Consider the following 24,957-nt stretch of genomic DNA (forward strand, 5'->3'; position numbering starts at 1 on the left):
ATGCGCAGACGGCAAACAGCGGTGACGGTCGGCTTATCGTACGTCACCTGGAGTGGGAGGAATTATCACAGGATTGGCCGCACGGCGATGGCAAGGTGCTCGGCCACGTTGGTCGCACGCTCGCGGGCTTGCCCCTCGTCGGCGCCAATCGCCAGCGTGACGGCCATACGGCGGTGCCCGTGGACGGCGGGCTTGCCGAACAGCCGAACGTCGGTATCGGGCTCACGTAAGGCATCCGCCATATGGCGGAACGTCACTTCGCCGTCGCCCTGCACTACCACGGCATGGCTGGCAGCCACCTCACCTTCGCGCAACGTCAACGCCACATGTCCGTCGGTGACGGGCAATCCCAGCACGGCACGCGCATGCAGGGCAAACTCGCTCAGCCGCTGCGACATCATCGTGACCATACCGGTGTCATGCGGTCGGGGGGACACTTCGTTAAACAGCACGCTGCCGTCGGTAAGCACGAACAGTTCCACGCCGTAGACGCCCCAGCCGTATTCGCCGTGCATCAGGGCGTCGGCCACCAAGCCCGACACAGCTTGGCGGGCGATGTCGCTGGCCTGCCGCACCACCGCGTCAGGCACCTGCGCCGGCTGCCAGGACTCACGATAATCGCCATGATCCTGTCGCTGACCGATGGGAGCGCAGGCCACAATTCCCGCACTGGACGCGACAGTGAGCACGGTAAGCTCATACGCCAACGGCACCAAGGTTTCAACAATGACGCGGCACACATCGCCCTCATGGGCGGCGCGACGGCCCTGCTGCGCCTCCAACCATGACGCCTCGATGTCTTCGGGGCTTCGGGCGATCGACTGGCCGTGTCCCGACGAACTCATCACCGGTTTGACGACGCAGGGATATCCCACGGTTGCGGCGCCATGTCGCAGTTCTTCTAGCGTTGCAGCAAAACGGAAATTCGTGGTCGGCAGTCCAAGCTCGTCATGGGCGAGCGTGCGCAGACGTTCGCGGTCCATGCAGATGGCGGCGATATTGGCGCTGGGCACCACATGCGTGCCGCGTGAGGCAGCGGCTGACAGTTCCGAAGTGGCGATGGCTTCGACCTCGGGAATGATGATATCGGGATTGATCTCGTCGAATAGCGCGCGCAGCGCGGTGGCGTCGCTCATGTCAAGTACACGGCATGCGTTGGCGACGTGATGCGCAGGCGCGCCGGGATAGGAGTCGGCTGCGCATACCCAGGCGCCCAATCGCATCAATTCGATGACGACTTCCTTGCCCAGCTCTCCCGAACCGAGCATCAGGACCCGTGTGGCGTGTTCGCTCAACGGCGTTCCCAGTTCGCGGTCTACGACCGCAGGGATGCTTGTGTCGGATGCATCGCAGGCCGGACATGACGGTGCGGTGGCATTGAGGTTGGTGGAATCATGTGATGCATGGGCGCAAGATTGGTGAGTGCTCATATTGCGTATTGTGCCATTGGCACGCGAATTTTATATGGTGGCGTACGATGTAAAGCATGGAGGAGAGTGAACAGCGTCCGACGCGCCCGTTAACCGTGGTGATGGTGATGGACACGGTGGATACGCAGGGTAATGGCACGTCGAATTCAGCGTTGCAATGGGCGCACGAGTTGCGCTGTCAAGGTCATGAGGTGCGGCTTGTGGGCATTGGCGCGCCTCGGTATGGAGCCAGGGAGCGTCATGTGCCGGTGGCATCGTGGCTGGCGCATAAGCAGCAGATGCGGTTTGCCGAGCCGGATGAGGCGTTGTTCCGCGCCGCGTTTCAGGGAGCGGACATTGTGCATGTGTATCTGCCATTCGCTTTTGGCCGTAAGGCGTGCCAGGTGGCGCGTCGCATGGGTATCGCCGTGACGGCTGGTTTTCATGTGCAGCCGGAGAACATCATGTACTCGGCCGGTCCGTTACGCAAGCTGCCTGGGATGAGCGCGGCGCTGTATTGGCTGTTTCGCCGTTGGCTGTACGATAAGGTGGATGCCATTCACGCGCCGACGGAGATGATTGCCGCCCAGTTGCGAGCCCATGGGTATGACGGCGAACGCATTCGGGTAATTTCCAACGGCTATGCTCCGCGGTTTTCGCCCGATCCTTCGGCGCTTACCGCATCGGCGCATCCGTATCGTGTGGTGGCGAGCGGACGGTTGACCCGTGAGAAGGATCACATTACGTTGATCAAAGCGGTAGCGATGTGCCGTCATGCGCAGGATATCGAATTGACGATTTGCGGTACGGGACCGTTGCGGCGGTATCTGCGGTTCCGCTCGTCGCGGCTGCTGGCGCGCCCGGCCAGTATTGGATTCCATCGTAACGACCAAATGCCTCAGGTACTGCGTTCCTGTGATCTGTTGGTGCATCCGTCGATTGCGGATATCGAATCGTTGAGTGTTATTGAAGCGATGGCGTGTGGTTTGGTGCCGATTATCGCGTCGTCGGAGTTAAGCGCCACCAGCCAGTTTGCCTTGTGCGATGAGTCGTTGTTTGCGGTACGTGACTGCGCGATGCTGGCGAATCGCATCGATTGGTGGCTGGATGACGACGAGCGTCGCCGCCAGTGGGGGCAGCGGTATGCCGAGCGTGCGCGGGAACGCTATTCGGTGGCTTCGTCGGTGCAGGCGTTTGCTCAGATGGCGCGCGATGCGATGGAGCGGGCCGGCACGCGCCGGTGATGATGCGTGCCGGCTGGTTTATTACAGCAGGGCGATAAGCTCGTCCACTTGTTCGTCAGTGGTGTACCAACTGGTGCAGATGCGCAAGATGACATGTTCGTCGTCCAAACGTTCGGTGAATCCCAATCGCACGCGCTGGCGGAGCGCCTCGGCGGTGGCGTTGTCCACGGTAATGAAGATTTGGTTGGTGGGCGAGTCGAACGACAGTGTATAGCCTTTGTCGCGCAACGATTGTCGGATGCGCTTGGCGGCGTCGTTGGCGTGCTGGGCGATGGTCACATAAAGGTTGTCGGCGAACAACGTCTCGAACTGCAGGCCCAACAGCCATCCCTTGGCGAGCAGTGCGCCGTGCTGCTTGATACGTGTGAGGAAATGCGCGGGGGCGTCGCCGTGGGGGAACACCACCGCTTCGCCGAACATGGCGCCGACTTTGGTGCCGCCGATGGTGAATACATCGGCGAGCTCGGCTAGGTCGGACAGCGACACGTCGTTGCCTTCGGCCGTGAGCGCGTAGCCCAGTCGCGCGCCGTCGACGAACAGTTTCATGCAGAACTTGTCGCAGATCTGACGCAGTTGGCGCAATTCCTCCAGGTGCCATAGTGTGCCGTATTCGGTGGATTGCGAGATGTAGACGGTGGTGGGGAACACCATGTGATCGTGGTTGTCGTCGCCGTAGAAGGTGGCGCAGTAGTCGAACAGCTGCTGCGCGTCGAAGGTGCCTTCGTGGTGCGGCAGGGTCAGTACTTTGTGTCCGGTGTATTCGATGGCTCCGGCTTCGTGAACGTTGACGTGTCCGGTGTCGGCGCTGACCACGCCGGCGTAGGGTGGGGTGATGGCGTCGATGACGGTTTGGTTGGCTTGGGTGCCGCCTACGAGAAACCACACCTGGGCGTCGGGGGCGGCGCAGGCGGTGCGGATGCGTTCCTTGGCGCTGTCGCATACCGCGTCGCTGCCGTATCCCGGATAGGCGGTGGTGTTGGTTTCGGCGAGTCGAGCCAAGATGGCGGGGTGCGCCGCGCAGGAATAATCGTTGTCGAACGACAGCATGATGGAGCTCCTTAACGAGGTAAGGGTAATCAGTTATGCGTTGTAATGCGTGATGCAGTGTATCGCGGTGCGGGGAAGTCCTGCGGCAATGTCTTGCGACACGCCGTTGCCATGTCAATATGCCCTTTTCGCAAAATCGTGTATAGTAACCATCTGTTGCGCCAGGCCGTTGCAAGACGGTGGTGCCACATGGTGGATATAGCTCAGTTGGTAGAGCATCTGATTGTGGTTCAGAAGGTCGCGCGTTCGAGCCGCGTTATCCACCCCATCAACCCGTAGCTGTTGAAGCTGCGGGTTTTTGTTGTTGCGGAATTACGATATCGGCGCGTCCTTGTCCATAGCGTCAGTATCATAAACATTCGTGTGTGCCAACGGTACGCCTTATGTAACAGGTGTACGCGTTGGGATATCCCCGTCCTCGGTGAAGCCTCGCAGTAATGCGTGCGCCGAGGGGAAGGGGCCATCGGGCCGGTGGACTGGGCTGTTTCGCTATGTCGACGATTCGTCGGGAGTGAGGCGCAGTGTGGCGGTCTCACGACAGTAGAAGAACCAACGAATCGGAGAACTTAAGTTGCCTACGATTGAACAGCTCGTCCGTAAGGGACGTCAGGCCAAACCGAAGAAGTCGAAGACTTTGGCCTTGAAGGGCAGCCCGCTGCGTCGCGGCGTGTGCACCCGTGTATACACCACCACCCCGAAGAAGCCGAACTCGGCATTGCGTAAGGTTGCCCGTGTGCGCCTGAGCTCGGGCGTCGAGGTCACCGCCTACATCCCCGGTGAGGGCCACAACCTGCAGGAGCACTCCATCGTGCTCGTGCGCGGCGGCCGTGTGAAGGATCTGCCGGGCGTGCGTTACCACATTGTGCGTGGTGCACTCGATACCCAGGGCGTCAAGGACCGCAAGCAGGGTCGTTCCCTGTACGGAGCAAAGAAGGCGAAGTAAGCAATATGTCACGTAAAGGACCCTCCAAGAAGCATCAGGTGCTGCCCGATCCGATCTACGGTTCGACGGTCGTGGCGCAGCTCATCAACAAGATCCTGCTCGACGGCAAGAAGTCGATCGCCGAGGACATCGTCTATTCCGCGCTGGATATGGTGAAGGAAAAGACGGAGCAGGAGCCGGTGGCCGTGCTCAAGCGCGCCCTGGACAACATCCGCCCGAGCCTTGAGGTGCGTTCCCGCCGCGTCGGTGGCGCCACCTACCAGGTGCCGGTCGAAGTCAAGCCTGCCCGTGCGAACACGCTGTCGCTGCGCTGGCTGACCGATTTCTCCCGTGCTCGTCGCGAGAAGACCATGGCCGAGCGTTTGGCCAATGAGATTCTCGACGCCTCCAACGGTCTTGGCGCCTCCGTCAAGCGTCGTGAGGATACCCACAAGATGGCCGAGGCGAACAAGGCCTTCGCTCACTACCGCTGGTAATTAGGCCAAACGAGAGTAAGGAACACTCATGGCACAAGACGTGCTTAACGACCTCAATCAGGTTCGTAACATCGGCATCATGGCGCACATCGATGCCGGTAAGACCACCACTACCGAGCGCATCCTGTACTACACCGGCAAGAACTACAAGATCGGTGAGACCCACGATGGCGCTTCGACCATGGACTTCATGGCTCAGGAGCAGGAACGCGGCATCACCATCCAGTCTGCGGCTACCACCTGCTTCTGGAACCGCCAGACCCATGACGCGGATCAGAAGTTCCAGATCAACATCATCGACACCCCCGGTCACGTGGACTTCACGGCCGAGGTGGAGCGCTCTCTGCGCGTGCTCGATGGTGCCGTTGCCGTGTTCGACGGCAAGGAAGGCGTGGAACCGCAGTCCGAAACGGTGTGGCGTCAGGCCGACAAGTATGGCGTTCCGCGTATCTGCTTCATCAACAAGATGGATAAGCTGGGCGCTGACTTCTACTACTCGGTGGACACCATCAAGGAAAAGCTGGGCGCCACTCCGCTGGTTGTGCAGCTGCCGATCGGTGCCGAGAACGAGTTCGCCGGCGTCGTCGATCTGATCCGCATGAAGGCCTACGTCTGGAATGACGTCAAGGACGACATGGGCGCTCACTACGACACCGTGGATATCCCGGCCGACCTGCAGGACAAGGCGGAAACCTACCGCGCCGAGCTGCTCGACATGGTTGCCGAATCCGACGAGGCGTTGCTGGAGAAGTACCTTGAATCCGGCGAACTGAGCGAGGACGAGATCCGCGCCGGTATCCGCAAGCTCACCATCGCCCGCGAGGCGTACCCGGTGATGTGCGGCTCCGCCTTCAAGGACAAGGGCGTGCAGCCGATGCTTGACGCCGTGATCGACTATCTGCCGTCTCCTGAAGACGTACCGTCGATCAAGGGCTTCGATCCGAAGGACGAGTCCATCGAAATCGATCGCCACCCCTCGGTAGACGATCCCTTCGCTGCTCTCGTGTTCAAGATTTCGACCCACCCGTTCTACGGCAAGCTCGTGTTCGTGCGTGTCTACTCCGGTGCCGTCAAGCCCGGTGATAACGTGCTCGATTCGACCAAGGGCAAGAAGGAACGCGTCGGCAAGATCTTCCAGATGCACGCCGACAAGGAGAATCCGGTTGATGGCGCCGAAGCCGGCAACATCTATACGTTCGTTGGTTTGAAGAATGTATCCACCGGTGATACCTTGTGCGACGAAAAGGCTCCGATTTCGCTCGAATCGATGACCTTCCCCGATCCGGTGATCGAGGTGGCCGTCGAGCCGAAGACCAAGGGCGACCAGGAGAAGATGGGCATCGCGTTGGCCAAGCTGTCCGACGAGGATCCGACCTTCCAGGTCAAGACCGACGAAGAGTCAGGCCAGACCCTGATTTCCGGCATGGGCGAGCTGCAGCTCGACATCATCGTCGATCGTCTGCGTCGTGAGTTCAAGGTCGAGTGCAACGTTGGCAAGCCGCAGGTTGCGTACCGCGAGACCATCCGCAAGGCCGTCATGAACCAGGAATACACGCACAAGAAGCAGACCGGTGGTTCCGGTCAGTTCGCGAAGGTCCTGATGAACTTCGAGCCGCTGGACACCGAAAATGGCGAGACCTACGAGTTCTCCAACGAAGTCACCGGTGGCCACATCACCAAGGAGTTCATTCCGTCGATCGACGCTGGTGTGCAGGAAGCCATGGAATCCGGCGTGTTGGCCGGCTTCCCGGTGGTGGGCGTCAAGGCGACCGTCACCGATGGTCAGACGCACGACGTCGACTCTTCGGAAATGGCCTTCAAGATCGCAGGCTCCATGTGCTTCAAGGAAGCTGCTCCGAAGGCGAATCCGGTCATCCTCGAGCCGATTATGGCTGTGGAAGTCCGCACGCCGGAAGAGTACATGGGCGACGTGATGGGCGACCTGAACTCCCGCCGCGGCAGCATTCAGTCGATGACCGACGCCACCGGCGTCAAGGTGATCGACGCGAAGGTGCCGCTGAGCGAGATGTTCGGCTACATCGGCGATCTTCGTTCGAAGACCCAGGGTCGCGCCATGTTCACCATGCAGATGGATTCGTACGCCGAGGTTCCGAAGAACGTCGCGGACGAAATCATCAAGGCCCAGCGCGGCGAGTGACACGCGCAGCCGCATAGGTGGCAACTGTCCCCAGTCAGCGCTAGTATTCTGTAGCGTTGACTGGGTGCGGGCACCAATGTGGCACATAACCCAGAAACCCAGTACACTGTAGCGAGTGCCCTGCGCACGGCATGGGCAAACTACGAGACGTCCAGGAGGACAACACAATGGCAAAGGAAAAGTACGAGCGTACTAAGCCGCACGTTAACATCGGCACCATCGGCCACGTCGATCACGGCAAGACGACCCTGACCGCGGCCATCTCCAAGGTGCTGCACGAGGAGTACCCGGATGTCAACCCGGCTTACGACTTCAACCAGATCGACGCCGCTCCGGAAGAGCAGCAGCGTGGTATCACCATCAACATCGCCCACATCGAGTACCAGACGGAAGAGCGTCACTACGCTCACGTCGACTGCCCGGGCCACGCCGACTTCGTGAAGAACATGATCACCGGCGCCGCGCAGATGGATGGTGCCATCCTCGTGGTGGCCGCCACCGACGGCCCGATGGCTCAGACCCGCGAGCACGTGCTGCTCGCCCGTCAGGTTGGCGTTCCGAAGATCCTCGTCGCGCTGAACAAGTGCGATATGGTCGAGGACGAGGAGCTCGTTGAGCTCGTTGAGGAAGAGGTCCGTGACCTCCTCGACGAGAACGGCTTCGATCGTGACTGCCCGGTCATCCACACCTCCGCTTACGGCGCGCTGCACGACGACGCTCCGGATCACGAGAAGTGGGTTGAGTCCGTCAAGGAACTCATGAAGGCTGTCGACGAGTACATTCCGACCCCGGTTCACGATCTGGACAAGCCGTTCTTGATGCCGATCGAGGACGTCTTCACCATCTCCGGCCGTGGTACGGTTGTCACCGGTCGTGTTGAGCGTGGTAAGCTCGCCATCAACACCACCGTGGAAATCGTTGGTATCCGCGACACGCAGAGCACCACCGTCACCTCCATCGAGACCTTCCACAAGCAGATGGACGAGTGCGAGGCTGGCGACAACACCGGTCTGCTCCTGCGTGGTCTGGGCCGCACGGATGTTGAGCGTGGCCAGGTTGTGGCCGCTCCGGGCTCCGTGACCCCGCACACCAAGTTCGAAGGCGAAGTCTACGTCCTGACCAAGGACGAAGGCGGCCGTCATTCACCGTTCTTCTCGAACTACCGTCCGCAGTTCTACTTCCGTACGACGGACGTTACCGGTGTCATCACCCTGCCGGAAGGCGTCGAGATGGTGCAGCCTGGCGATCACGCCACCTTCACCGTAGAGCTGATCCAGCCGATCGCTATGGAAGAGGGCCTGACCTTCGCTGTGCGTGAGGGTGGCCACACGGTTGGCTCGGGTCGAGTCACCAAGATCCTCGGCTGAGAGATCGGTATGGTGTAGCTGTCTGTTCGCATCTCCGCGAGCATGGCAAACACCGACGTAACGGCAGGAAGCCCCGCTGGTTGCAGCGGGGCTTCCTGCTACTTGTAGGGGCAATACGCATAGAACAGTACAAACTGCGTCGCAGAATTGCGCCGTTACGTTTCCCTTACGCGTTTGTTCATAGAGAAATCATGCGTAACGTACTCTTACATGGCGGTAGGGGTAATCAATAAGGTGTGTCATCGGTGTGTGTGGTGAGGAAGCGTGATTGAATGTGACAGGACTTGCAGGAACCTCATGGCGGTACGCCGCCGAAGACGGACGTAGGGGAGGGTACGAATGGTAAGCCTGTTATTGGGTGTTATTTATTTGGCATTTATTAGCTTGGGGCTTCCTGACGCGCTGTTAGGTGCCGCTTGGCCAACCATGAGCCAGGATTTGCATGCTCCGGTATCATGGGCAGGTGGTATTTCCATGGTGATTTCCGCTGGCACTATCATTTCGGCGCTGCTGTCGGACCGTATGACGCTGCGTTGGGGAGCGGGGCGTGTCACCGTGGTGTCCGTGGCAATGACGGCGTTCGCCTTGGCGGGTTTTTCGATTGCGCCGAATTACTGGACATTGGTGGCGTTGGCAATACCGTATGGGCTTGGTGCAGGTGGTGTTGACGCCGCGTTGAACAATTATGTGGCAGTGCATTATGAAAGCCGTCATATGAGCTGGCTGCACTGCATGTGGGGTGTGGGTGCTTCAGTAGGCCCGTACATTATGGGGTACGCCCTACAGCATGGGCAAGGTTGGCCGTGGGGATACCGATATATTGCCATCATCCAGGTGGTGCTGACTATCATGTTGGTATTCAGTCTGCCGCTGTGGAAGGGCCGCTCTGCGGCGGTTTCTGGCACCCATCAGTCGCAGGAGGGCGATGCGCCTATAGCTGACAAGCCGTTGGGATTGGGGCAGATTCTCGCCATATCCGGTGCCAAGGAAATTCTAGTGATGTTCTTCTGCTATTGTGCTATCGAATCTACGGCTGGATTATGGGCAAGTAGTTATTTGGTGCTGTTCCGCGGTGTGGATCGTGTGACGGCGGCCAGTTGGGCGAGCCTGTTCTACGTGGGCATTACCATAGGGCGTTTTATCAGCGGTTTTATGACCATGCGTTGGTCCGATCCGGTGATGATTCGCATCGGACAGGCCGTATTGCTGACTGGTGTGCTGCTGGTTGCTATGCCAACTACCGTCACTGGTGTGGCATTGGTCGGTCTGGTGGTTGTGGGGCTGGGCTGTGCGCCGATTTATCCGTGTGTGATCCATTCGACGCCCGCTTATTTTGGCGCGGATAAGTCTCAGGCTATCGTCGGTGTGCAAATGGCCAGCGCTTATATCGGTTCGTTGGTGATGCCACCTGTGTTCGGAGTGGTGGCGCAAGCGACGTCAATTGCTTGGTATCCGGCGGTGCTGGGTGTGCTGCTGGTGGTTATGGTATTGATGCACGAGGGGTTGCGTTGCAAGCGTGCGACCGTCATACAGTGACCATCATCGCATCGATAGCCGGACATATCGCAGCATCGCATATCGTGCACTGACACGGTGTACACCAGGTGTGATGTATTGGCTGTCAAGGCATCACATCCAATACATCACCGCTTATCCGATATGTGCGATAGGCGCTTCCAACTCGGTTCCCGAACCGTCACGGCGCATATCGGGCTTAGGTAGGGCAATGGGATGCCCTCCGTCGCTAATGGCCCGTAAGGGATAGACACCTATGGCGGCCCGAATCAGCGTGTTTTGCCCCTTGAGGAAGCGTTGGGAACGCACGCCGCCAGTGCCTCGGCCCTTGGTGGGATACATGTCAAGTGGCGTAAGCTTGGCGGCACCGTTCTCTGTGCCAGGTAGTGCGTCGCTGTCACCGGCCACGGTAAGCACCACGGCACCTGCCGCACTGAACAGTCCGTTGTCGCCCTCATCATAGGTCCAGGTAATATTGCCGGCTTCGATGGCATTGAATGCCACGACACGACAGCCTTCGGCAAGACGGATGCCGGCCATGCCTCCTGCGGTGCGTCCCTGCGGGCGTACCTGCGACGCAGGGAAGGTGAGCAGGGACGCGTCCGAGGCAATAAATACCAGTCGGTCATCGTCACTGGCGGGAGCGGCGAACACCACCCGATCGTCATCCTTCAAATCGATGATGCTCCACGAATCCATCGTGGTGGGAGACTCACGATTCCAACGCTTGACCACACCGTTGACGGTGCCGATGGCCAGAGGCGTGTCGGCGTCATCCATGGAGCAGGCGGCAACAACATGTTCGCCGTGAATCGGTTCGGTGCTTTCAGTGAGTCGCAGCAATTCGTCGGCACGCACGCCACCGGCGACGCTTATCATGCCGTTGTCATACGGTACGACTGGCAGGTCGGCCACGTGGGCGAGCACCAAACGGCCTGCGGAGGTAATCAGTGCATACGAAGCGCGTGTGGAGCTGGCAAATAGTGCCAACAGCGGGTCTGATCCACCTTCGGCGCTTGACTCATTGCCACGCGCATGCCAAGCTTGCACGGCCTGCATGCTGGTGCGTGCGATAAGCCCAGAGGCGTTGAGTACTACCGCACAAGGCTCGTCATCCAGTTGGAGTGCGGCTGCGGCGGCTTCCTGCGAGCCGGCCTTGCGGGCTGCGGCGGCTGCGGCGACGTCGGCTGCAGCCGACGAGACGTGCGATGCGGCACGTGCTGCCGCCAAAGCGGTGGCGCCCACACCATCTTCGCCTTCCAGCGCCACCGGCACTAGCGTGCCGTCAGGGTCTTCGTCAAGCAGTACGGTGCGTCGTGGCGTGCCCCATTGTTCGACCGCTTCGTCCATTTCCTGCTCGACCACCGTATCCAACGCTTCGGCGGAGGAGAGCACTTGCTCCAATTCGGTGATGCGCTGGCGCAGGTCATCGCGTTCGGCTTCCAACTCGATACGGCTCATCTTGGTCAGTCGACGCAAGCGTAGGTCAAGAATGTATTGTGCCTGAATGTCGTCCAAATCGAATACCGCGATCAGGCGGGACTTCGCGTCGTCGGCGTCCTGCGAGGTGCGGATGACCTGAATGACTTCGTCGATATCCACCATGGCCAGCAACAGGCCTTCGACCAGATGCAGTCGTTCCAGCGCCTTGTCTCGACGGTATTCGCTGCGACGGCGTATGACGTCACGGCGATGGGCAATCCATACATCGAGCAGTTCACGCAGCCCTAAGGTGTGGGGACGGCCATTGACCAGCGCCACATTGTTGATGGTGAAGTTGTCTTGCAACGGTGTGTGCTTGTACAGTTGCGCCAGCACGGCGTGCGGGTCGAAGCCGGTTTTGATTTCGATGACCAGACGGGTGCCATGATGACGGTCGGTAAGATCGATGGCACCGGAAATACCGTCAAGCTTATGGTTTTTCACGCCTTCGGAAATGCGTTCCAGCACGCGTTCTGGGCCTACCATGAACGGCAGTTCGGTGACGACGATGGCTTTCTTGCGGGCGGTTATGTTCTCGATATGGGCTACAGCTCGTGTGGTCACGGTTCCGCGTCCCGAAGCGTAGGCGTCGCGGATGCCGTCTCGCCCGACGATGATGCCGCCTCCCGGCCAGTCCGGACCTGGGACATGGCGCATGAGGGTTTCCAGCGGCGTGTCGGGGTGGTGCATGACGTACTTGGCGGCCGATACCACTTCGGCGAGATTATGGGTGGCCATATTGGTGGCCATGCCCACGGCGATGCCGGTGGCGCCGTTGACTAGCAGGTTTGGAATTGCCGCTGGCAGCACTTGCGGTTCCTGCAGTTTATTGTCATAATTCGGGGTGAAATCTACGGTGTTTTCGTCAATGTCCGCATTCATGCCCAATGCGGAAGGAGCCAATCGTGCTTCGGTATAACGGGAAGCTGCCGGCCCGTCATCCAGTGAGCCGAAGTTGCCGTGGCCGTCGACGAGTGGCAGGCGCAGTGCGAAAGGCTGCGCCAAACGCACCATGGCTTCGTAAATGGCGGAGTCGCCGTGGGGATGCAATTTACCCATGACTTCGCCCACTACACGGGCGGATTTCATATATGGGCGGTCAGGAGTCAGGCGCATCTGCCCCATTTGGTAGATAATGCGGCGTTGTACCGGTTTGAGCCCATCACGGGCATCGGGCAAAGCTCGCGCGTAGATCACCGAATAGGCATATTCGAGGAACGAGGTGCTCATTTCTTCGTTCAACGGCGTTTCGACGATGCGCTCTTTGACGGTTCGAGGGTCGAAGGACGAAGCGGACGAAGTACGATGCGCAGCCATGCAAAAGCTCCCTGTCATGAATGATTGAACGGATTTATCCTATCGAATCGGCTCGTCAAAAGGGGTGGCGCGCCACGGCATGGCGCCAATGGGTGGTTTTTCGCTGCGCGGTGATTCAATGGGACTCATGGTGATTGATGTGCCCACGATGGATGAGTTGTTGACGTTGGTGCCGGTGGCGTCGTATGGCGACGCCTTGGACCGGCGCGGGGGAGCGCGGCATATTTCTGCACTGTTGCCAGCGGCGTGTGCGGCGTTGGGCGCGCCGGTCGCTACGCGCATCCATCATGATGGCGAGGCATTACGTCGGGCGTTGGGCATACCGTATGCTCGCGCGATGGTGGTGGTGCTGGTTGATGGTTTAGGGTGGTGGAATATAGCCATGCGGGTGGGACATGCGCCGTATCTGCGTTCTTTGTTGTCTGATAGCGCGAACCAGCATCCTATCAGTACCTGTTCGCCAAGTACGACGGTCGCTGCCATGGCGACATTTGGCACGGGTACTTGCCCGGGCATGACTGGCATGGCTGGGTATACGCAACGCAATGTCGACACTGGTAAGCTGTGCCAACTTATTCAGTTCACGGATGCGCCCGAACCTAGGGATTTGCAGCGCGAACCCACCATATTCGAACAGCTGCGTATACAAGGTGTCCGTGCCACCAGTGTGGGACTGCCGAAATTTAAGGATTCGCCGCTGACGCGTGCTGCGTTGCGCGGCTCGCTTTATTGCGGGTCTGGCCGTCCGGGCGAGCGCATCGCCAAGGTAGCTCGCTCGGCGAATGAGCCTGGTTTGACGTACTGGTATGTGCGTGATACCGACAAGGTGGGGCATGCCTATGGATGGAGCGGCGAACAGTGGACAGCTGCGTTGGAGCATGTGGACGAGCAGTTGCTGGCCATGCGTCGCGGATTGCCCGCAGGTACGGTGGTGGTGATTACCGCCGATCATGGCATGATTGACGCACATCCCGAACAGCGTATTGACATTGCGCAGGATGAAGCGTTGCGCGAAGGCGTGGCGATGGTTGCCGGTGAACCGCGAGCGTCAATGATATACGTGTGTGAAGGCGAGGATCTGGAGCGTGTGGCTGCGCGTTGGCGTGAACGATTGCAGGGATTGGCCGTGGTTTGGACTCGCCAGGAGGCCATGGCCGCCGGTGTGTGGGGGCCGGTCGATGAGCGCGTCATGCCGATGCTGGGTGACTTGTTGGTGATGGCGATGGGCTCGGTGACTATCGTTGACTCCCGGGTGCATAGCGAGCAGGGCATGACGTTGCCCAGTGTGCATGGTTCGATGAGCCGTATGGAGATGGACGTTCCCTGTCTGATTGACGTTGTCGACTGACGTTGCGGCCTGGTTGATTGCATTGCGGCGATTGCTATCGGGCACACGGCATAATACGCGATGTACTGCTGCGCACTACTGTGGCGGCGTATCACATGGCGCAGGTATGACTGTGCATGGCACTGTCTCTCTATATGACTGTGGGACGATACAAGCAGGGACGCATCGCTGCGACCGTGTTCGGTTTAGTCGCCGAAGAGGATTTCGTCCCAGCTGGGAACCGTGGAACGTCCCGGACGGCGTTTGGTCTTGGGAATGACGGCTTCTTGCTGCTGATTGGCAGTGGTGGTGCGTTCGGGTTCAGGAGCCTTGGTCGGAGCGGCCGTGCTGGCCGTTACTGTGCCGGATACTGTGGCAGGCGTGGTGTGTGGTTGAGCGACCACCGGTGTGGGAATGATTGGGTTGGTTTGGCGTGGCTGCGTCGTCCTGGCTGCCGAGGTTCCGTCGGTGCGTATTGTGGCGCTGTCATCGGTGCCGGGCGACGATGATGGGCGTGTCGACATGCGCGTGGCGGGCGTGGTGGTCGTGACCGAAGCTGCAGTGCTGTCGTTGGAGTTCCATGCCGACACGGTTTGTTCGATACGGGCCGAGCGGGCGGAATCGCCGGGCAATTGCAGCGGAATCGACAATCCGTCATCGACTGCGGTGTCCTGATCGGTGTTGGTGCCTGCGGTGGAACGATCGCCAAGCAACTTCTTGGCGGTGCCGTTGACACACAGCACGGTGTTGTCGTGCATATCCCACATCCACTCGGCGCTGATGGCGCGTCCGGCCACTTCAAAACGTGCGGTGACGCGCCACGGTTCCAAACCGCGTCGCGTAGCCCGCCATGTTACCGATTCGGAAGGCACGCGTGCGGCGGCTAGGGAACGGTCGATGAGCGCTGCCAGGGAATGTGCGCGGCTTTCCTTGGGAGCCGCCACCGCCAGAAATTGCTCAATGGCATACTGCTTTTCGGTTTCCACCGATGCGGAGAAGCGCCGCACCAAAGGCTCGCTCAATCCATAGCGCTCCGCGACACGCGCGGGTTCCGCTCCGGCACGAATCAGGGATTGAATTTGCGAAATCGGCAATGACGACTGTGGACGCGGCTGCGGCGCGACATGTTCGGCGCGCATTTGCTTGGATTCCAAAATGGCACGCTCCAGCGTGTCATCAACCGTAACGGCGTAGCGCGTGTCGCCGGCAACGAACACCAAATCACCATGTTCGTCGAGGTGGTCGAAACGAGCTGTTTTGTACGGCTGGTCGGGCATGAGCGCACCACTTTCTTTCACGGACAACTGCTTGTTCCATTGTGCCCCACCCAAAGGATTTTGCAAGTATTTCGGCGCGCATATGCTAAGACACGGTAAAGTCATGTATCCTATGGCGCAGAGATGCCATCATGATGGAAAGGATAGCCATGGCTCAGGATTATGATTCGCCCCGCAACAAGGACGAGGATGAGGAGTCGTTGCAGGCTCTGGGCAAGAGCTCTCAGAACACTTCCAACGACATGGACGACGACGAGAACGCCATTGCGGAGGACTATGAGCTTCCCGGTGCCGATTTAAGCAACGAGGACGCCTCGGTGACGGTGATTCCAATGCAGGGTGACGAATTCATCTGCTCGGAATGTTTCTTGGTCAAGCATCGCAGCCAGTTGTCCGAGGAGTCGGCTGAAGGGCAGCCGATTTGCAAGGAGTGCGCTGCGTAACTATGGCATACGACGAGTGTTACAACGAGCCGGAAACCATCGATGTGTTGGTCAAGCCGGTGGAACCGAATACCAGTGTTGACCTCGTGTATGCCCATGCCGGAGACGCCGGCGCGGATTTGCGATGCACCGAGCGGGTGACCTTGCGTCCCTTTGAGCGGGCATTGGTGCCTACGGGGGTGTCCATCGCATTGCCTGCGGGCTATGTGGCGCTGGTGCATCCTCGTTCGGGACTCGCTGTCAAGCGTGGTGTGACGGTACTCAATGCTCCGGGAACGGTGGATGCGGGATATCGTGGCGAAATCAAGGTGCCGCTGATCAATCTCGATCCCGAACATACGGTGGTGTTTGAGCCGGGGGATCGCATTGCGCAGATGGTGATCCAGCGATATGTCGAGGCGAAGTTCGTGCCTGTCCAGCAGCTGCCCGGTTCTGACCGAGCGGATCGTGGCTTCGGCTCGACGGGGGTATCCGCATAGGGTTCTGCGGCTTGTCGCCGTGTGTCGGCGAGTAGGATGGTGACATCACGGAGAGGAGGTGGATTGATGGCCGATGACAGCGATCGCCGTGCCGCGCGTCTGTTGGGGTGTGAGATTAGCATGAATCCGTTGGATCCGTTACTGCCCATTCTCTCGATGTGCCAAGCGCATCATCCCGATGATGACATGACTGTGCTGCGCCGTGCGTATGAGCGTGCGGTGGCACAGCATTCTTCGCAGCGGCGCAAGTCTGGCGAGCCATATATCATCCACCCTCTGGCAGTGGCGCAGACTTTGGCCGATTTGGGTATGGGCGCCTCCGTGGTGGCTGCCGGCCTGTTGCACGACACCGTGGAAGACACGGAGTACACCTTGGAAGAGTGCCGCGCCGAGTTTGGCGACACCATCACCGGTTTGGTTGACGGCGTGACCAAGCTGTCCAAGATGGAATACGGCGATTCGGCACAGGCGGAAACCATCCGCAAAATGGTAGTGGCCATGAGCCGTGATGTGCGCGTGTTGGTCGTCAAGCTTGCCGACCGCGTGCACAACGCGCGCACCTGGCGTTACGTCAAGCCTACCAGTGCTCAGAAGAAGGCGCGTGAAACGTTGGACGTGTACGCGCCGTTGGCGAATCGTCTGGGGATGAATGCGATTAAGACGGAGCTTGAAGAACTAAGCTTCAAAGTGTTGTATCCCAAGATTTACAACGAAATCGTCGTGCTAGTGGCGCGTCGCGCGGGGCAGCGCGATGTCTATCTACGGCAGATTCTTGAGGAAATCAACGAGGATTTGACCGCCCAGCATGTGGATGCCTATGTGACAGGACGGCCAAAGGACTATTTTTCGATTTATCAGAAGATGATCGTGCGGGGGCACGATTTTGAAAATATCTATGATTTGGTTGGCGTGCGCATCATTGTGGACAGCATTCGCGACTGTTATGCTGCACTGGGGGCGGTGCATGCTCGCTGGAGTCCGGTGCCCGGACGGTTCAAAGACTACATCGCCATGCCCAAACTCAACATGTATCAGAGCCTGCACACCACCGTGGTCGGGCCGGGCGGCAAGCCGGTGGAAATTCAAATTCGCACGTGGGATATGCATCGGCGAGCCGAATTCGGTATCGCGGCCCATTGGAAATACAAGGCGAACGGTCAGGCCGGTCGGGCGTTAAGCGCTCCCGACAAGCAGGACATGAAGCGCGATACCGACAATCAGGAATTAAGCGAAGCCGATAACCTCAAGTGGATTCAGCAGTTGGCCGATTGGACCAGTGAGACGCCGGATTCCAACGAATTCCTTGGCTCGCTCAAAGAAGATCTCGGCTCGGCAGAAGTGTATGTCTTTACGCCCAAGGGCAAGATTGTCTCGCTGCCGGCACATGCCACGCCGGTGGACTTTGCCTACGCCGTGCACACGGAAGTTGGACATCGCACCATGGGTGCGCGTGTCAATGGTCGGTTGGTGCCGTTGGACACCACGCTGGAGAATGGCGATACGGTTGAGATTTTGACGGCGAAGGCCGATAGCGCCGGTCCGTCGCGTGATTGGCTGAGCTTTGTCAAGAGTCCCAAGGCACGTAATAAGATTCGGCAGTGGTTCACCAAGGAACGGCGTAGCGAAGCCATTGAGGAAGGACGTGACGATTTGACGCGCGCCATGCGCCGTCGTAATTTGCCGGTGTCCTCGTTGCTGACGCTGGAAGCGCTGATTGCCGTAGCGGATGAGCTGAGCCTTCCCAATCCGGATGCTGTGTTCGCGGCGATTGGCGACGGTCAGATTTCCACCCAAAACGTCATCGCACATCTGGTCAAGGACGCGGGGTCTGACGAGGTCAACGAGGAAGTCGAGCAGGAGTTGCTGCCGCTAAAAACCTCGCAGTCTCGCACCAAGACCACCAATGCGCTTGGCGTTTCGGTGGAAGGTATCGGTGATGTATGGGTGAAGTTGGCGCGATGCTGCACGCCGGTTCCCGGAGATGACATCATCGGATTCGTCACGCGCAGCCAAGGCGTATCCGTACACCGGACGGATTGCCAGAATCTTGCGGATTTGCGCAAACGTCAGCCGGAACGCATCATTGAGGTGCAATGGACGAGCACCAAGGGTGTGTTTATGGTCAAGATTCAGGTGGAGGCATTGGATCGTCCGCACCTGCTGTCAGACGTGACGCGTGTGCTTTCCGACCACGGTGTCAATATTATTTCCGGAGCAATCTCCACGGGCTCCGATCGTGTCGCCACCAGTCAGTTCTCCTTTGAAATGGCCGATCCACAGCATTTGAACACACTGCTGTCGGCAGTACGCAAGATTGATGGCGTGTTTGATGTGTATCGCATTACCGGTGCCAAGGATTCCGCGGAGCCACGTTTACGTAAGATGTAGCTGTATCTTGTGCCGATCATTGACATCTTTTGCCGCGTTTGATTGCGGCGGAACGACGAACAGGTATGGCTGTTCAATGTTCCTGTGATAGAAGTCAGCGCAATCAGTGCTCGTATAGCTTGACTGGATATGAGTTATACGCCAGGTGGGGGCGATCCGATGTGGAACGCCCCCACCTATATGGAATCACATGTACGTGAATCGTTTATTGCACTTCAATGGAGATAATGCCTACCGGTTCCAGCGGCGCATCGCGGCGGTCGGTGGGAACGGCTTCAAGGCGGTCGACCACGGCCTTGGATTCGTCATCGGCAACCTCACCGAAAATGGTGTGATGGCCGTTAAGCCACTCGGTCGGCACCGTGGTGATGAAGAACTGCGAGCCATTGGTGCCATGTGGCTTGCCGTCCGCACCACGACGCAATCCGGCGTTGGCCATGGCGAGCAGATACGGACGATCAAAGGTCAGGCTAGGGTCGATCTCGTCGTCGAAGTCGTAGCCGGGGCCGCCGGTGCCGTTGCCCAACGGGCAGCCGCCCTGGATCATGAAATCCTTGATGATGCGATGGAAGGTCAGACCATCGTAGAACGGTTCGTGGCTGGGCTGACCGGTCATCGGGTCAATCCACTCGCGCTCGCCGGTAGCCAGTCCCAAAAAGTTGCTCACCGTTTGGGGAGCTTGTTCATCGAACAGATTCAGGGTGATATCACCTTCAGAGGTGTGCATGATAATAGTGGTCATGGTTTTAAGTGTCTCATGGGCTTGAGACCGGTCGGAAACCCTAATCTCTTTATGTGAGGTGCTGGACGGGGAATTGGATCTGGATGGAATCACGGCCGGCATGAAACCGGATAAGGCACTTTTTGCTGTACCCGAGATTCGGCTCTCGACCGGCATGTCGGGATTGAAGGGGCTGACAAGGAACCTGGGGGAACCGGCACCTATCAAGGCACCTGGCTTTTCGGCAAAAACTCCATATTCGAGCGACTTTGTATATCCAGCCTCGGCTTTGCTGAGAATTGTGTCATCCATTAGGGCACTCGGCGTGACGCCTAGAAAATCGGCGGTCGCGACAAGATCACTTACTGACCATCCAACTTTGCCGCACATTTTCATGGACATGGCACTCTTGGTAATGCCCAAAGCTTCCCCAAGCGCCTTTTGTGTTTTTCCACTTAGTCCTAGATAAACTCTTACGTTGGTCGGGATCGTCGCTTCAGCGCGCTGTCCTTTATCCAAAGATGTTTCTGATGAGACTTCCGATATGGACATATGATCACTTCCCAAAATAGTTCAGAATTTCTTAATTAAGTGTCTCATACGATTTGCGTTCAGTCAAACTGTACGTTATAGTAAAGTACAGTAAAAATGAACCAAGTTAGAAAGAAAGAACTATGAATGGAGTGACCCAAAGGATAAGTGCTTTGGTAAAGGGTGAGGGACTTACTTGTACCCAACTTGGTTCATTGCTTGGTTTGTCGAAAACCTCGGCGAATGGGAAACTCTTGGGGCGCATTGGTTGGACAACTTCAGACATCGTTGTGTTGTCCGAGCATTTCCATGTATCTACCGACTATTTGCTAGGGCTTGATGCCGATCGTGCGGAGGTGGTGCGATGCTCTGATCCAATTTGAAATTCTCTCTTCTTCTACAACCGATAAAAGAAAAGCGCCCGTCCCTGATGCTCCAACATCAGGGACGGGCGATGCAACCAATATTCCGAGCGTTCGCGGATCCCGTATCTTGCCGGATCCCGGTCCGTGACCGCCCAATGCATTGTCTTGGAGTAGTGATCACACATGAACGACTTTACTAAAGCCGCCGTCCGCATGTCTTGCTCTGTGTTTCCCGAGTGTAACCGGGGATTCCGTAAGCCGGTTTGGACAGCGCCGTCTGTCAATGGTCAGGTCCATGTCCGGGCCGGGCTCGTTGATTGCCCTCGGCTCGCGTCGATGATGGTGCACCCGTCTATGGCAGACGGGGCGCGCAAGGAGGTTCGACCGTGAGCAACATCGCACTGTCATGGTCCTTCAAATGTCATGTCGGCAACGCCAGCGCGAAGGCCGTGCTCGTCTATCTTGCCGAACGCGCGGACGATGACGGCACCGCCGCCTATCCGAAGATCGCGACTATCGTCAACGTCACGGAACTCTCGGAGCGTACCGTGCGCTCCGCGTTGAAGACGCTTCAGGAGCGGGGGTTCATCCGCCGTGGAGACCAACGGTACGCTCGTCTCGGCAAAGGCGGACGCAACCGACTGCCCCAGTACTGCCAGGTCGTGTGGGACCTCGCGGTGGAAACCGACCCGTCGACCCTCACGTGGGTCAGGGAGACGCACGCCGCGGAACAGGATCCCGCGACCATGAGCGCCGACGTGGACCCCATGGCCTCGACCGTGGTCGAAAACAGCGACTCGAAGGGCGTGATGCCGGAAGGCGCTGGAACGAAGCGGATTGCCGGTACTGCAAATCTCGCGGGGCTGAAAAGCGAGCCGAACCCAGCACTGCAAATCTCGCACCCCCAGCACTGCGAGAGCTGCACCCCCAGCACTGCAGATGCCGCAGGGCTGCTATATAAGGATAAAACCCTCCAGGTAAACCCTCCAAGTGAACCTTTCCCCTCTGCCCCTACGGGGCATCTCCCCGCAAGCGGGGCGACCGCGGCGAAGGACGGGAAAAACGACGACGGGGCCACGGTCGTGCTGGACCATCTCGCGAAGGTCCGCTCCAGGCTGTCGCTGACCACCGTAGCGCCGACAGGTCGGGACCGCGACCGCGTTTCGAAGCTCGTCGACCGCGTCGCCGAGGCCCACGGCGGCGATCGTGCTGCAGCCCTGAGGCTCGTCCTCGCGGTCATCGACTGGATGCCGGCGAACACGTACTGGCTCCGCCGCGCCGACAGCCCTCGCCGCTTCGTCGCGGACTGGGAGCGGATCGCGAACGATTGGACCGTCAGCGAACTCGAACGGCATCGCGACGTCGGTACCGAGGCCCGTGGCCGCGACCGCGGCCCGGAGACGAAGCCCGCGCCCTGCCCGCCTGTCTACCGGCCGGAACCGCACTCGCACACCTTCGCGTGCGGCCACGTTCTCGCCGCCATGAAACCGCACTGGTACGAATACGGTCACGAAGGCTCGTACCGGACCGGCAATCCCAGCGAATGGCAGCTCGCGTGCCAGAGGCTCGCGGACGAACTCAACCGGCGGGACGCCGAGAAGGTGGGTGGCGGTCATGAACGCTCGTGACATGATGCCGGCCTGCGCGCGGATCGCCGCGGTCAGCCCCGACCTCGCTGACCGCATGTGGAACACCACGACGGATAGCGAAGGCCGGGATCTGGTCGATGAACGGATGCGCGTCAAGGGCCGCGTGCTGTGCTCCGCGTGCCCCATGCGCCTCGACTGCATCAGCCGTGCCCTCGGCAACGGCTGGAAGGACAAGGCAGTGTACGGCGGCCTCGACTATTCGAGCCGCTGGAGCCTGGCCCGGCTGATCGCCCGCGACCTGCATGTTGACGTCAACGGCCTGCACCGGATCCCGCAAAGCCGGATACGTGACTGGCTGGCCGCCCACCCGGATTGGGACGACCGCATGCGCCGCGACGGCCGGGACTACTGGCGGCTGGTCAAACGTCGCCAACGCTCCCGCCGCGGATACACGCGCGACGAGCCCCTGTTCCTCAAGCCCGAACCTGTGCCCAAGGGTCTGGTCCAAGGCAGCCTTTTCTGACCGCTTCGCCGCGGTCCGCGCGGACCGAGGCATGAACCGAAATACCGAAATACCAACTAACCGAAATACCGAAATACCGAAATAAGGAGAAAACGATGAATGACGAGGAGAACCGGAAGCCGATGGTGATTGCATTGGCCACAGGCAAGGGAGGAAGCATGAAGACCACCAGCGCCGTGTTCCTGGCCTGCGCACTCGTGGACCAATCCCAGGGCGAGCAACGCGCGCTCGTCGCCGATGCGGACGTGCAGGGCGACGCGAAGGACTGGTGGTACCGGTCCGCCGAGCTCGACGACCCGCTGCCATTCGACGTGATGTCCGCCGCGCCAGCCGATATCGCGCACCTTCATGGGGTCAACGCCAGTCTCGACGACCCCGTCGACTGGGTGCTGGTCGACTCCGCCCCTTACGGACGCGCGCTGGACGAATCGTTGAACAACGCGGACCTCGTGGTCATCCCTTCGAGTCCCAGCCGCATCGACCTTGACCAGGCCGCCGGAGTGAAGAGCCTTTGCGACCGGCGCGGCATCCCCGCCGCGATTCTCCTGTGCCGCACCGAGGCCCATACGACCGCCCTGCGCGACGCGCTGGCGTGGATCGACGCCGCGGGCATAGCGTGCTTCGAAACGCTGATTCCGAAACGCCAGGACATCCTCAACGCGAAATCCACGCGTCCGCGCGGCGCGCGCCTGCACGAGTACCGCGCCCTGGCCGCCGAACTCAAGCGGACCATGCGACAGCTCAAAGGAGAGGGGGAGCTGTGAGGAACATGAACCTGACGCCCCGACCACGCGACCTTACCATGCTGCTCGGCGGCGACCGGTCGGAACCGGCGGATACCGGAAAACCGGAATCGGTGGAAACCGAAATACCGGAATCGGTGGAAACCGAAATACCGAAAGACCAGAAGACCGTGAAACCGAATGGCGCGAAGGGCTGGGTGAAAACCAGCGTGAGCCTGCGCGCCTCAACGCGGCGCAGGCTCAAGACCTGGGCCGCCGAGCATGACATGCGGATTCAGGAAGTGGTCGAGACGGCCATCGAAATGTACCTGGGCTTTTGAAAAGGGAGGGAACGATGGACCTAGTCATGTTCCTCGGTCTAGATTTCGATGCCGCCGCGTCCATGCGTGGCGCGCGCCGGAGGAACCATGCGGGCGGCTCCGCCGATTTGATAAGCTGTGAACCAATGGACGAGGAGGGAAAATGACAGAGAAAGAAAAGGCCGTCGAGGATGAGACCATCGGATTCGCGGCCGATTCCACGGAAGAGAGAACGAAGAATCCGCATTGCAAAAAAGCCGTCGTCATCGTCGTCGCCGTCGCGCTTGCGTTGCTCGTGGCGGTCGGCGTCGCATGGAAGGCGCGCTCGGACCATCTCATGGCCTTGGCTAGGGAGGACTGCTCGGCCGCGTCCGAACGGCTCCGCGTCGTGATGGACGACTACAACACGTTCCTGAACGGACAGGCGGCACGGGTCGCGAAAACGGATGTAAAGAGCGTGAAGGACGCGAATGCCTTGGAATCCCTAGCCAAGGCCATGAAGGCATCCAAGCCGAAGACCGTGCCCTGCAAAGTGGATTCAAGGGCCGGAGTGCAGAAGGCCACGAAGGCCATCAACGCGAACGCGGCATGGTACAAGGCCCACACGAAGTCCCTGAACAGGCTCACGGAAGAGGTCGAATCATCCAAGCTCGACAAGACCGTCGACGACGCTAACGCCCTGTACAAGGAGACCGACGGCAAGGTGGAGGACGACGCGACCCGTGCAAGCCTGCTGGACGCCATCAAAGAGCGTGACGCCGAAGCGATCGCGAAGGCCATGAAGTCGGTGAACGATTCGAAGGCGGCGAAGGAGAGGGCCGATGCGGAGGCGAAGGCCAAGGCTGAAGCCGAAGCCGCCGCGGCGGCCGCCGCGGCGCGGCAGGCGCAGGCGTCGCAATCCCAGACATATTCGGGCGGCGGCTCATACTCGAACCGTGGTCACTCGTATTCGGGTGCGTCCTCGGGCGGCTCCGACTTTCACATCATCATCGGAGGTGGCGGCATCCCCGCCCAGAATGGTCCGAACCACGGAGAGCCCAACATCTGATGGTGATCTGACGAGTTTTTTCGCCGACGAAGCGGATGTCCAAACCGGAGTCCGTGAAATCGGGTTGCAATGGTATCGGGCGGAGATCGGGATCCCCGCCCGATACCATTTGCGACAAAGGAGAAACCATTGAGGTTCACACCTAAGAAGAAGGCTCTGAAGGCGGTGACCGGCATCGCGGCCATCGCAATGCTGCTCACGGCCATGCCGGCGTACGCCGGCATCGGCTCCGGCGGCGGAGGGATCAACGGCGGGGGCGGCGGCGT

General features: G+C 59.5%; 21 protein-coding genes and 1 tRNA gene. 17 read left to right on the forward strand and 5 right to left on the reverse strand.

The annotated features are described in order from the left end of the window. Positions 1-65: 65 nt before the first annotated feature. A complete protein-coding gene (purT, locus tag AC1AWK_RS02190; RefSeq protein WP_476567752.1) occupies positions 66-1,430 on the reverse strand; it encodes a formate-dependent phosphoribosylglycinamide formyltransferase in 1,365 nt (454 codons plus the stop codon). Between the two features lie 56 nt (positions 1,431-1,486). Between purT and AC1AWK_RS02195 the strand changes: the two genes are divergently transcribed. Beyond that, complete coding sequence (locus AC1AWK_RS02195) at positions 1,487-2,653, forward strand: glycosyltransferase (RefSeq protein ID WP_476567754.1); 1,167 nt, start codon at positions 1,487-1,489, stop codon at positions 2,651-2,653. A 21-nt stretch (positions 2,654-2,674) separates the two neighbouring features. Here AC1AWK_RS02195 and AC1AWK_RS02200 read toward each other — a convergent pair whose 3' ends face one another. Beyond that, the gene (locus AC1AWK_RS02200; RefSeq protein ID WP_476567756.1) at positions 2,675-3,700 is read right to left on the reverse strand and encodes a threonine aldolase family protein; all 1,026 of its coding nucleotides are present in this window, start codon (positions 3,698-3,700) and stop codon (positions 2,675-2,677) included. Between the two features lie 192 nt (positions 3,701-3,892). On the opposite strand from AC1AWK_RS02200, the gene AC1AWK_RS02205 reads away from it, so the two are divergent. From AC1AWK_RS02205 to AC1AWK_RS02230, 6 genes are all read left to right on the forward strand, one after another. After that, positions 3,893-3,968 (forward strand) — tRNA-His (locus AC1AWK_RS02205). Between the two features lie 303 nt (positions 3,969-4,271). Beyond that, complete coding sequence (rpsL, locus tag AC1AWK_RS02210; protein ID WP_003808601.1) at positions 4,272-4,643, forward strand: 30S ribosomal protein S12; 372 nt, start codon at positions 4,272-4,274, stop codon at positions 4,641-4,643. Between the two features lie 5 nt (positions 4,644-4,648). Beyond that, positions 4,649-5,119: a 30S ribosomal protein S7 gene (gene rpsG / locus AC1AWK_RS02215; protein ID WP_476567758.1), complete on the forward strand. Its 471-nt coding sequence runs from the start codon at positions 4,649-4,651 to the stop codon at positions 5,117-5,119. Between the two features lie 28 nt (positions 5,120-5,147). Continuing rightward, on the forward strand, positions 5,148-7,277 hold the full coding sequence (gene fusA / locus AC1AWK_RS02220; RefSeq protein ID WP_476567760.1) for an elongation factor G: 2,130 nt from the start codon (positions 5,148-5,150) through the stop codon (positions 7,275-7,277). 167 nt (positions 7,278-7,444) lie between these two features. Then, positions 7,445-8,644 carry an elongation factor Tu gene (tuf, locus tag AC1AWK_RS02225; protein WP_476567761.1) on the forward strand — a complete coding sequence of 400 codons (1,200 nt, stop codon included), beginning with the start codon at positions 7,445-7,447 and terminating at the stop codon, positions 8,642-8,644. A gap of 339 nt (positions 8,645-8,983) precedes the next feature. Beyond that, positions 8,984-10,180, forward strand: a complete 1,197-nt coding sequence (locus AC1AWK_RS02230; RefSeq protein WP_476567763.1) for an MFS transporter — start codon at positions 8,984-8,986, stop codon at positions 10,178-10,180. A gap of 114 nt (positions 10,181-10,294) precedes the next feature. Here the strand turns inward: AC1AWK_RS02230 and AC1AWK_RS02235 are convergent, their stop codons facing one another. Beyond that, a complete protein-coding gene (locus tag AC1AWK_RS02235) occupies positions 10,295-12,958 on the reverse strand; it encodes a DNA gyrase/topoisomerase IV subunit A (protein WP_476567765.1) in 2,664 nt (887 codons plus the stop codon). A 127-nt stretch (positions 12,959-13,085) separates the two neighbouring features. Here AC1AWK_RS02235 and AC1AWK_RS02240 point away from each other — a divergent pair, with 127 nt between their 5' ends. After that, positions 13,086-14,306, forward strand: coding sequence for an alkaline phosphatase family protein (locus AC1AWK_RS02240; RefSeq protein ID WP_476569541.1), 1,221 nt, complete (start codon positions 13,086-13,088; stop codon positions 14,304-14,306). Between the two features lie 185 nt (positions 14,307-14,491). Here AC1AWK_RS02240 and sepH read toward each other — a convergent pair whose 3' ends face one another. After that, positions 14,492-15,562 carry a septation protein SepH gene (gene sepH, locus AC1AWK_RS02245; RefSeq protein WP_476569543.1) on the reverse strand — a complete coding sequence of 357 codons (1,071 nt, stop codon included), beginning with the start codon at positions 15,560-15,562 and terminating at the stop codon, positions 14,492-14,494. Between the two features lie 149 nt (positions 15,563-15,711). Here sepH and AC1AWK_RS02250 point away from each other — a divergent pair, with 149 nt between their 5' ends. The 3 genes from AC1AWK_RS02250 (at position 15,712) to AC1AWK_RS02260 (ending at position 18,872) form a co-directional block, all read left to right on the forward strand. Beyond that, positions 15,712-16,005 (forward strand): DUF4193 domain-containing protein, encoded by a 294-nt coding sequence (locus AC1AWK_RS02250; protein WP_476567767.1) that lies wholly within the window; start codon positions 15,712-15,714, stop codon positions 16,003-16,005. A 2-nt stretch (positions 16,006-16,007) separates the two neighbouring features. After that, positions 16,008-16,484, forward strand: coding sequence for a dUTP diphosphatase (dut, locus tag AC1AWK_RS02255; protein ID WP_476567768.1), 477 nt, complete (start codon positions 16,008-16,010; stop codon positions 16,482-16,484). 66 nt (positions 16,485-16,550) lie between these two features. Continuing rightward, the gene (locus tag AC1AWK_RS02260) at positions 16,551-18,872 is read left to right on the forward strand and encodes a RelA/SpoT family protein (protein WP_476567769.1); all 2,322 of its coding nucleotides are present in this window, start codon (positions 16,551-16,553) and stop codon (positions 18,870-18,872) included. Between the two features lie 205 nt (positions 18,873-19,077). Here the strand turns inward: AC1AWK_RS02260 and AC1AWK_RS02265 are convergent, their stop codons facing one another. Further along, positions 19,078-19,614, reverse strand: a complete 537-nt coding sequence (locus tag AC1AWK_RS02265; protein WP_476567771.1) for a peptidylprolyl isomerase — start codon at positions 19,612-19,614, stop codon at positions 19,078-19,080. 653 nt (positions 19,615-20,267) lie between these two features. Here AC1AWK_RS02265 and AC1AWK_RS02270 point away from each other — a divergent pair. The 6 genes from AC1AWK_RS02270 to AC1AWK_RS02295 all read left to right on the forward strand — a co-directional run bounded on the left by AC1AWK_RS02270 (position 20,268) and on the right by AC1AWK_RS02295 (position 24,691). Beyond that, entirely contained in the window at positions 20,268-20,507 is a 240-nt protein-coding gene (locus tag AC1AWK_RS02270; protein ID WP_476567773.1) for a helix-turn-helix domain-containing protein, read from the forward strand. Between the two features lie 368 nt (positions 20,508-20,875). After that, a complete protein-coding gene (locus AC1AWK_RS02275; RefSeq protein ID WP_476567775.1) occupies positions 20,876-22,117 on the forward strand; it encodes a helix-turn-helix domain-containing protein in 1,242 nt (413 codons plus the stop codon). After that, positions 22,104-22,601 carry a WhiB family transcriptional regulator gene (locus tag AC1AWK_RS02280; RefSeq protein WP_476567777.1) on the forward strand — a complete coding sequence of 166 codons (498 nt, stop codon included), beginning with the start codon at positions 22,104-22,106 and terminating at the stop codon, positions 22,599-22,601. Before AC1AWK_RS02275 ends, AC1AWK_RS02280 begins: the two co-directional genes overlap by 14 nt. Before the next feature lie 95 nt (positions 22,602-22,696). Continuing rightward, positions 22,697-23,365: a ParA family protein gene (locus tag AC1AWK_RS02285; protein WP_476567779.1), complete on the forward strand. Its 669-nt coding sequence runs from the start codon at positions 22,697-22,699 to the stop codon at positions 23,363-23,365. A 5-nt stretch (positions 23,366-23,370) separates the two neighbouring features. Then, the gene (locus tag AC1AWK_RS02290; protein WP_476569545.1) at positions 23,371-23,664 is read left to right on the forward strand and encodes a macrolide ABC transporter ATP-binding protein; all 294 of its coding nucleotides are present in this window, start codon (positions 23,371-23,373) and stop codon (positions 23,662-23,664) included. Between the two features lie 142 nt (positions 23,665-23,806). Next, entirely contained in the window at positions 23,807-24,691 is an 885-nt protein-coding gene (locus tag AC1AWK_RS02295; protein WP_476567781.1) for a colicin transporter, read from the forward strand. The last annotated feature ends 266 nt before the right edge of the window (positions 24,692-24,957 follow it).

Source organism: Bifidobacterium sp. LH_491, from assembly GCF_056356495.1.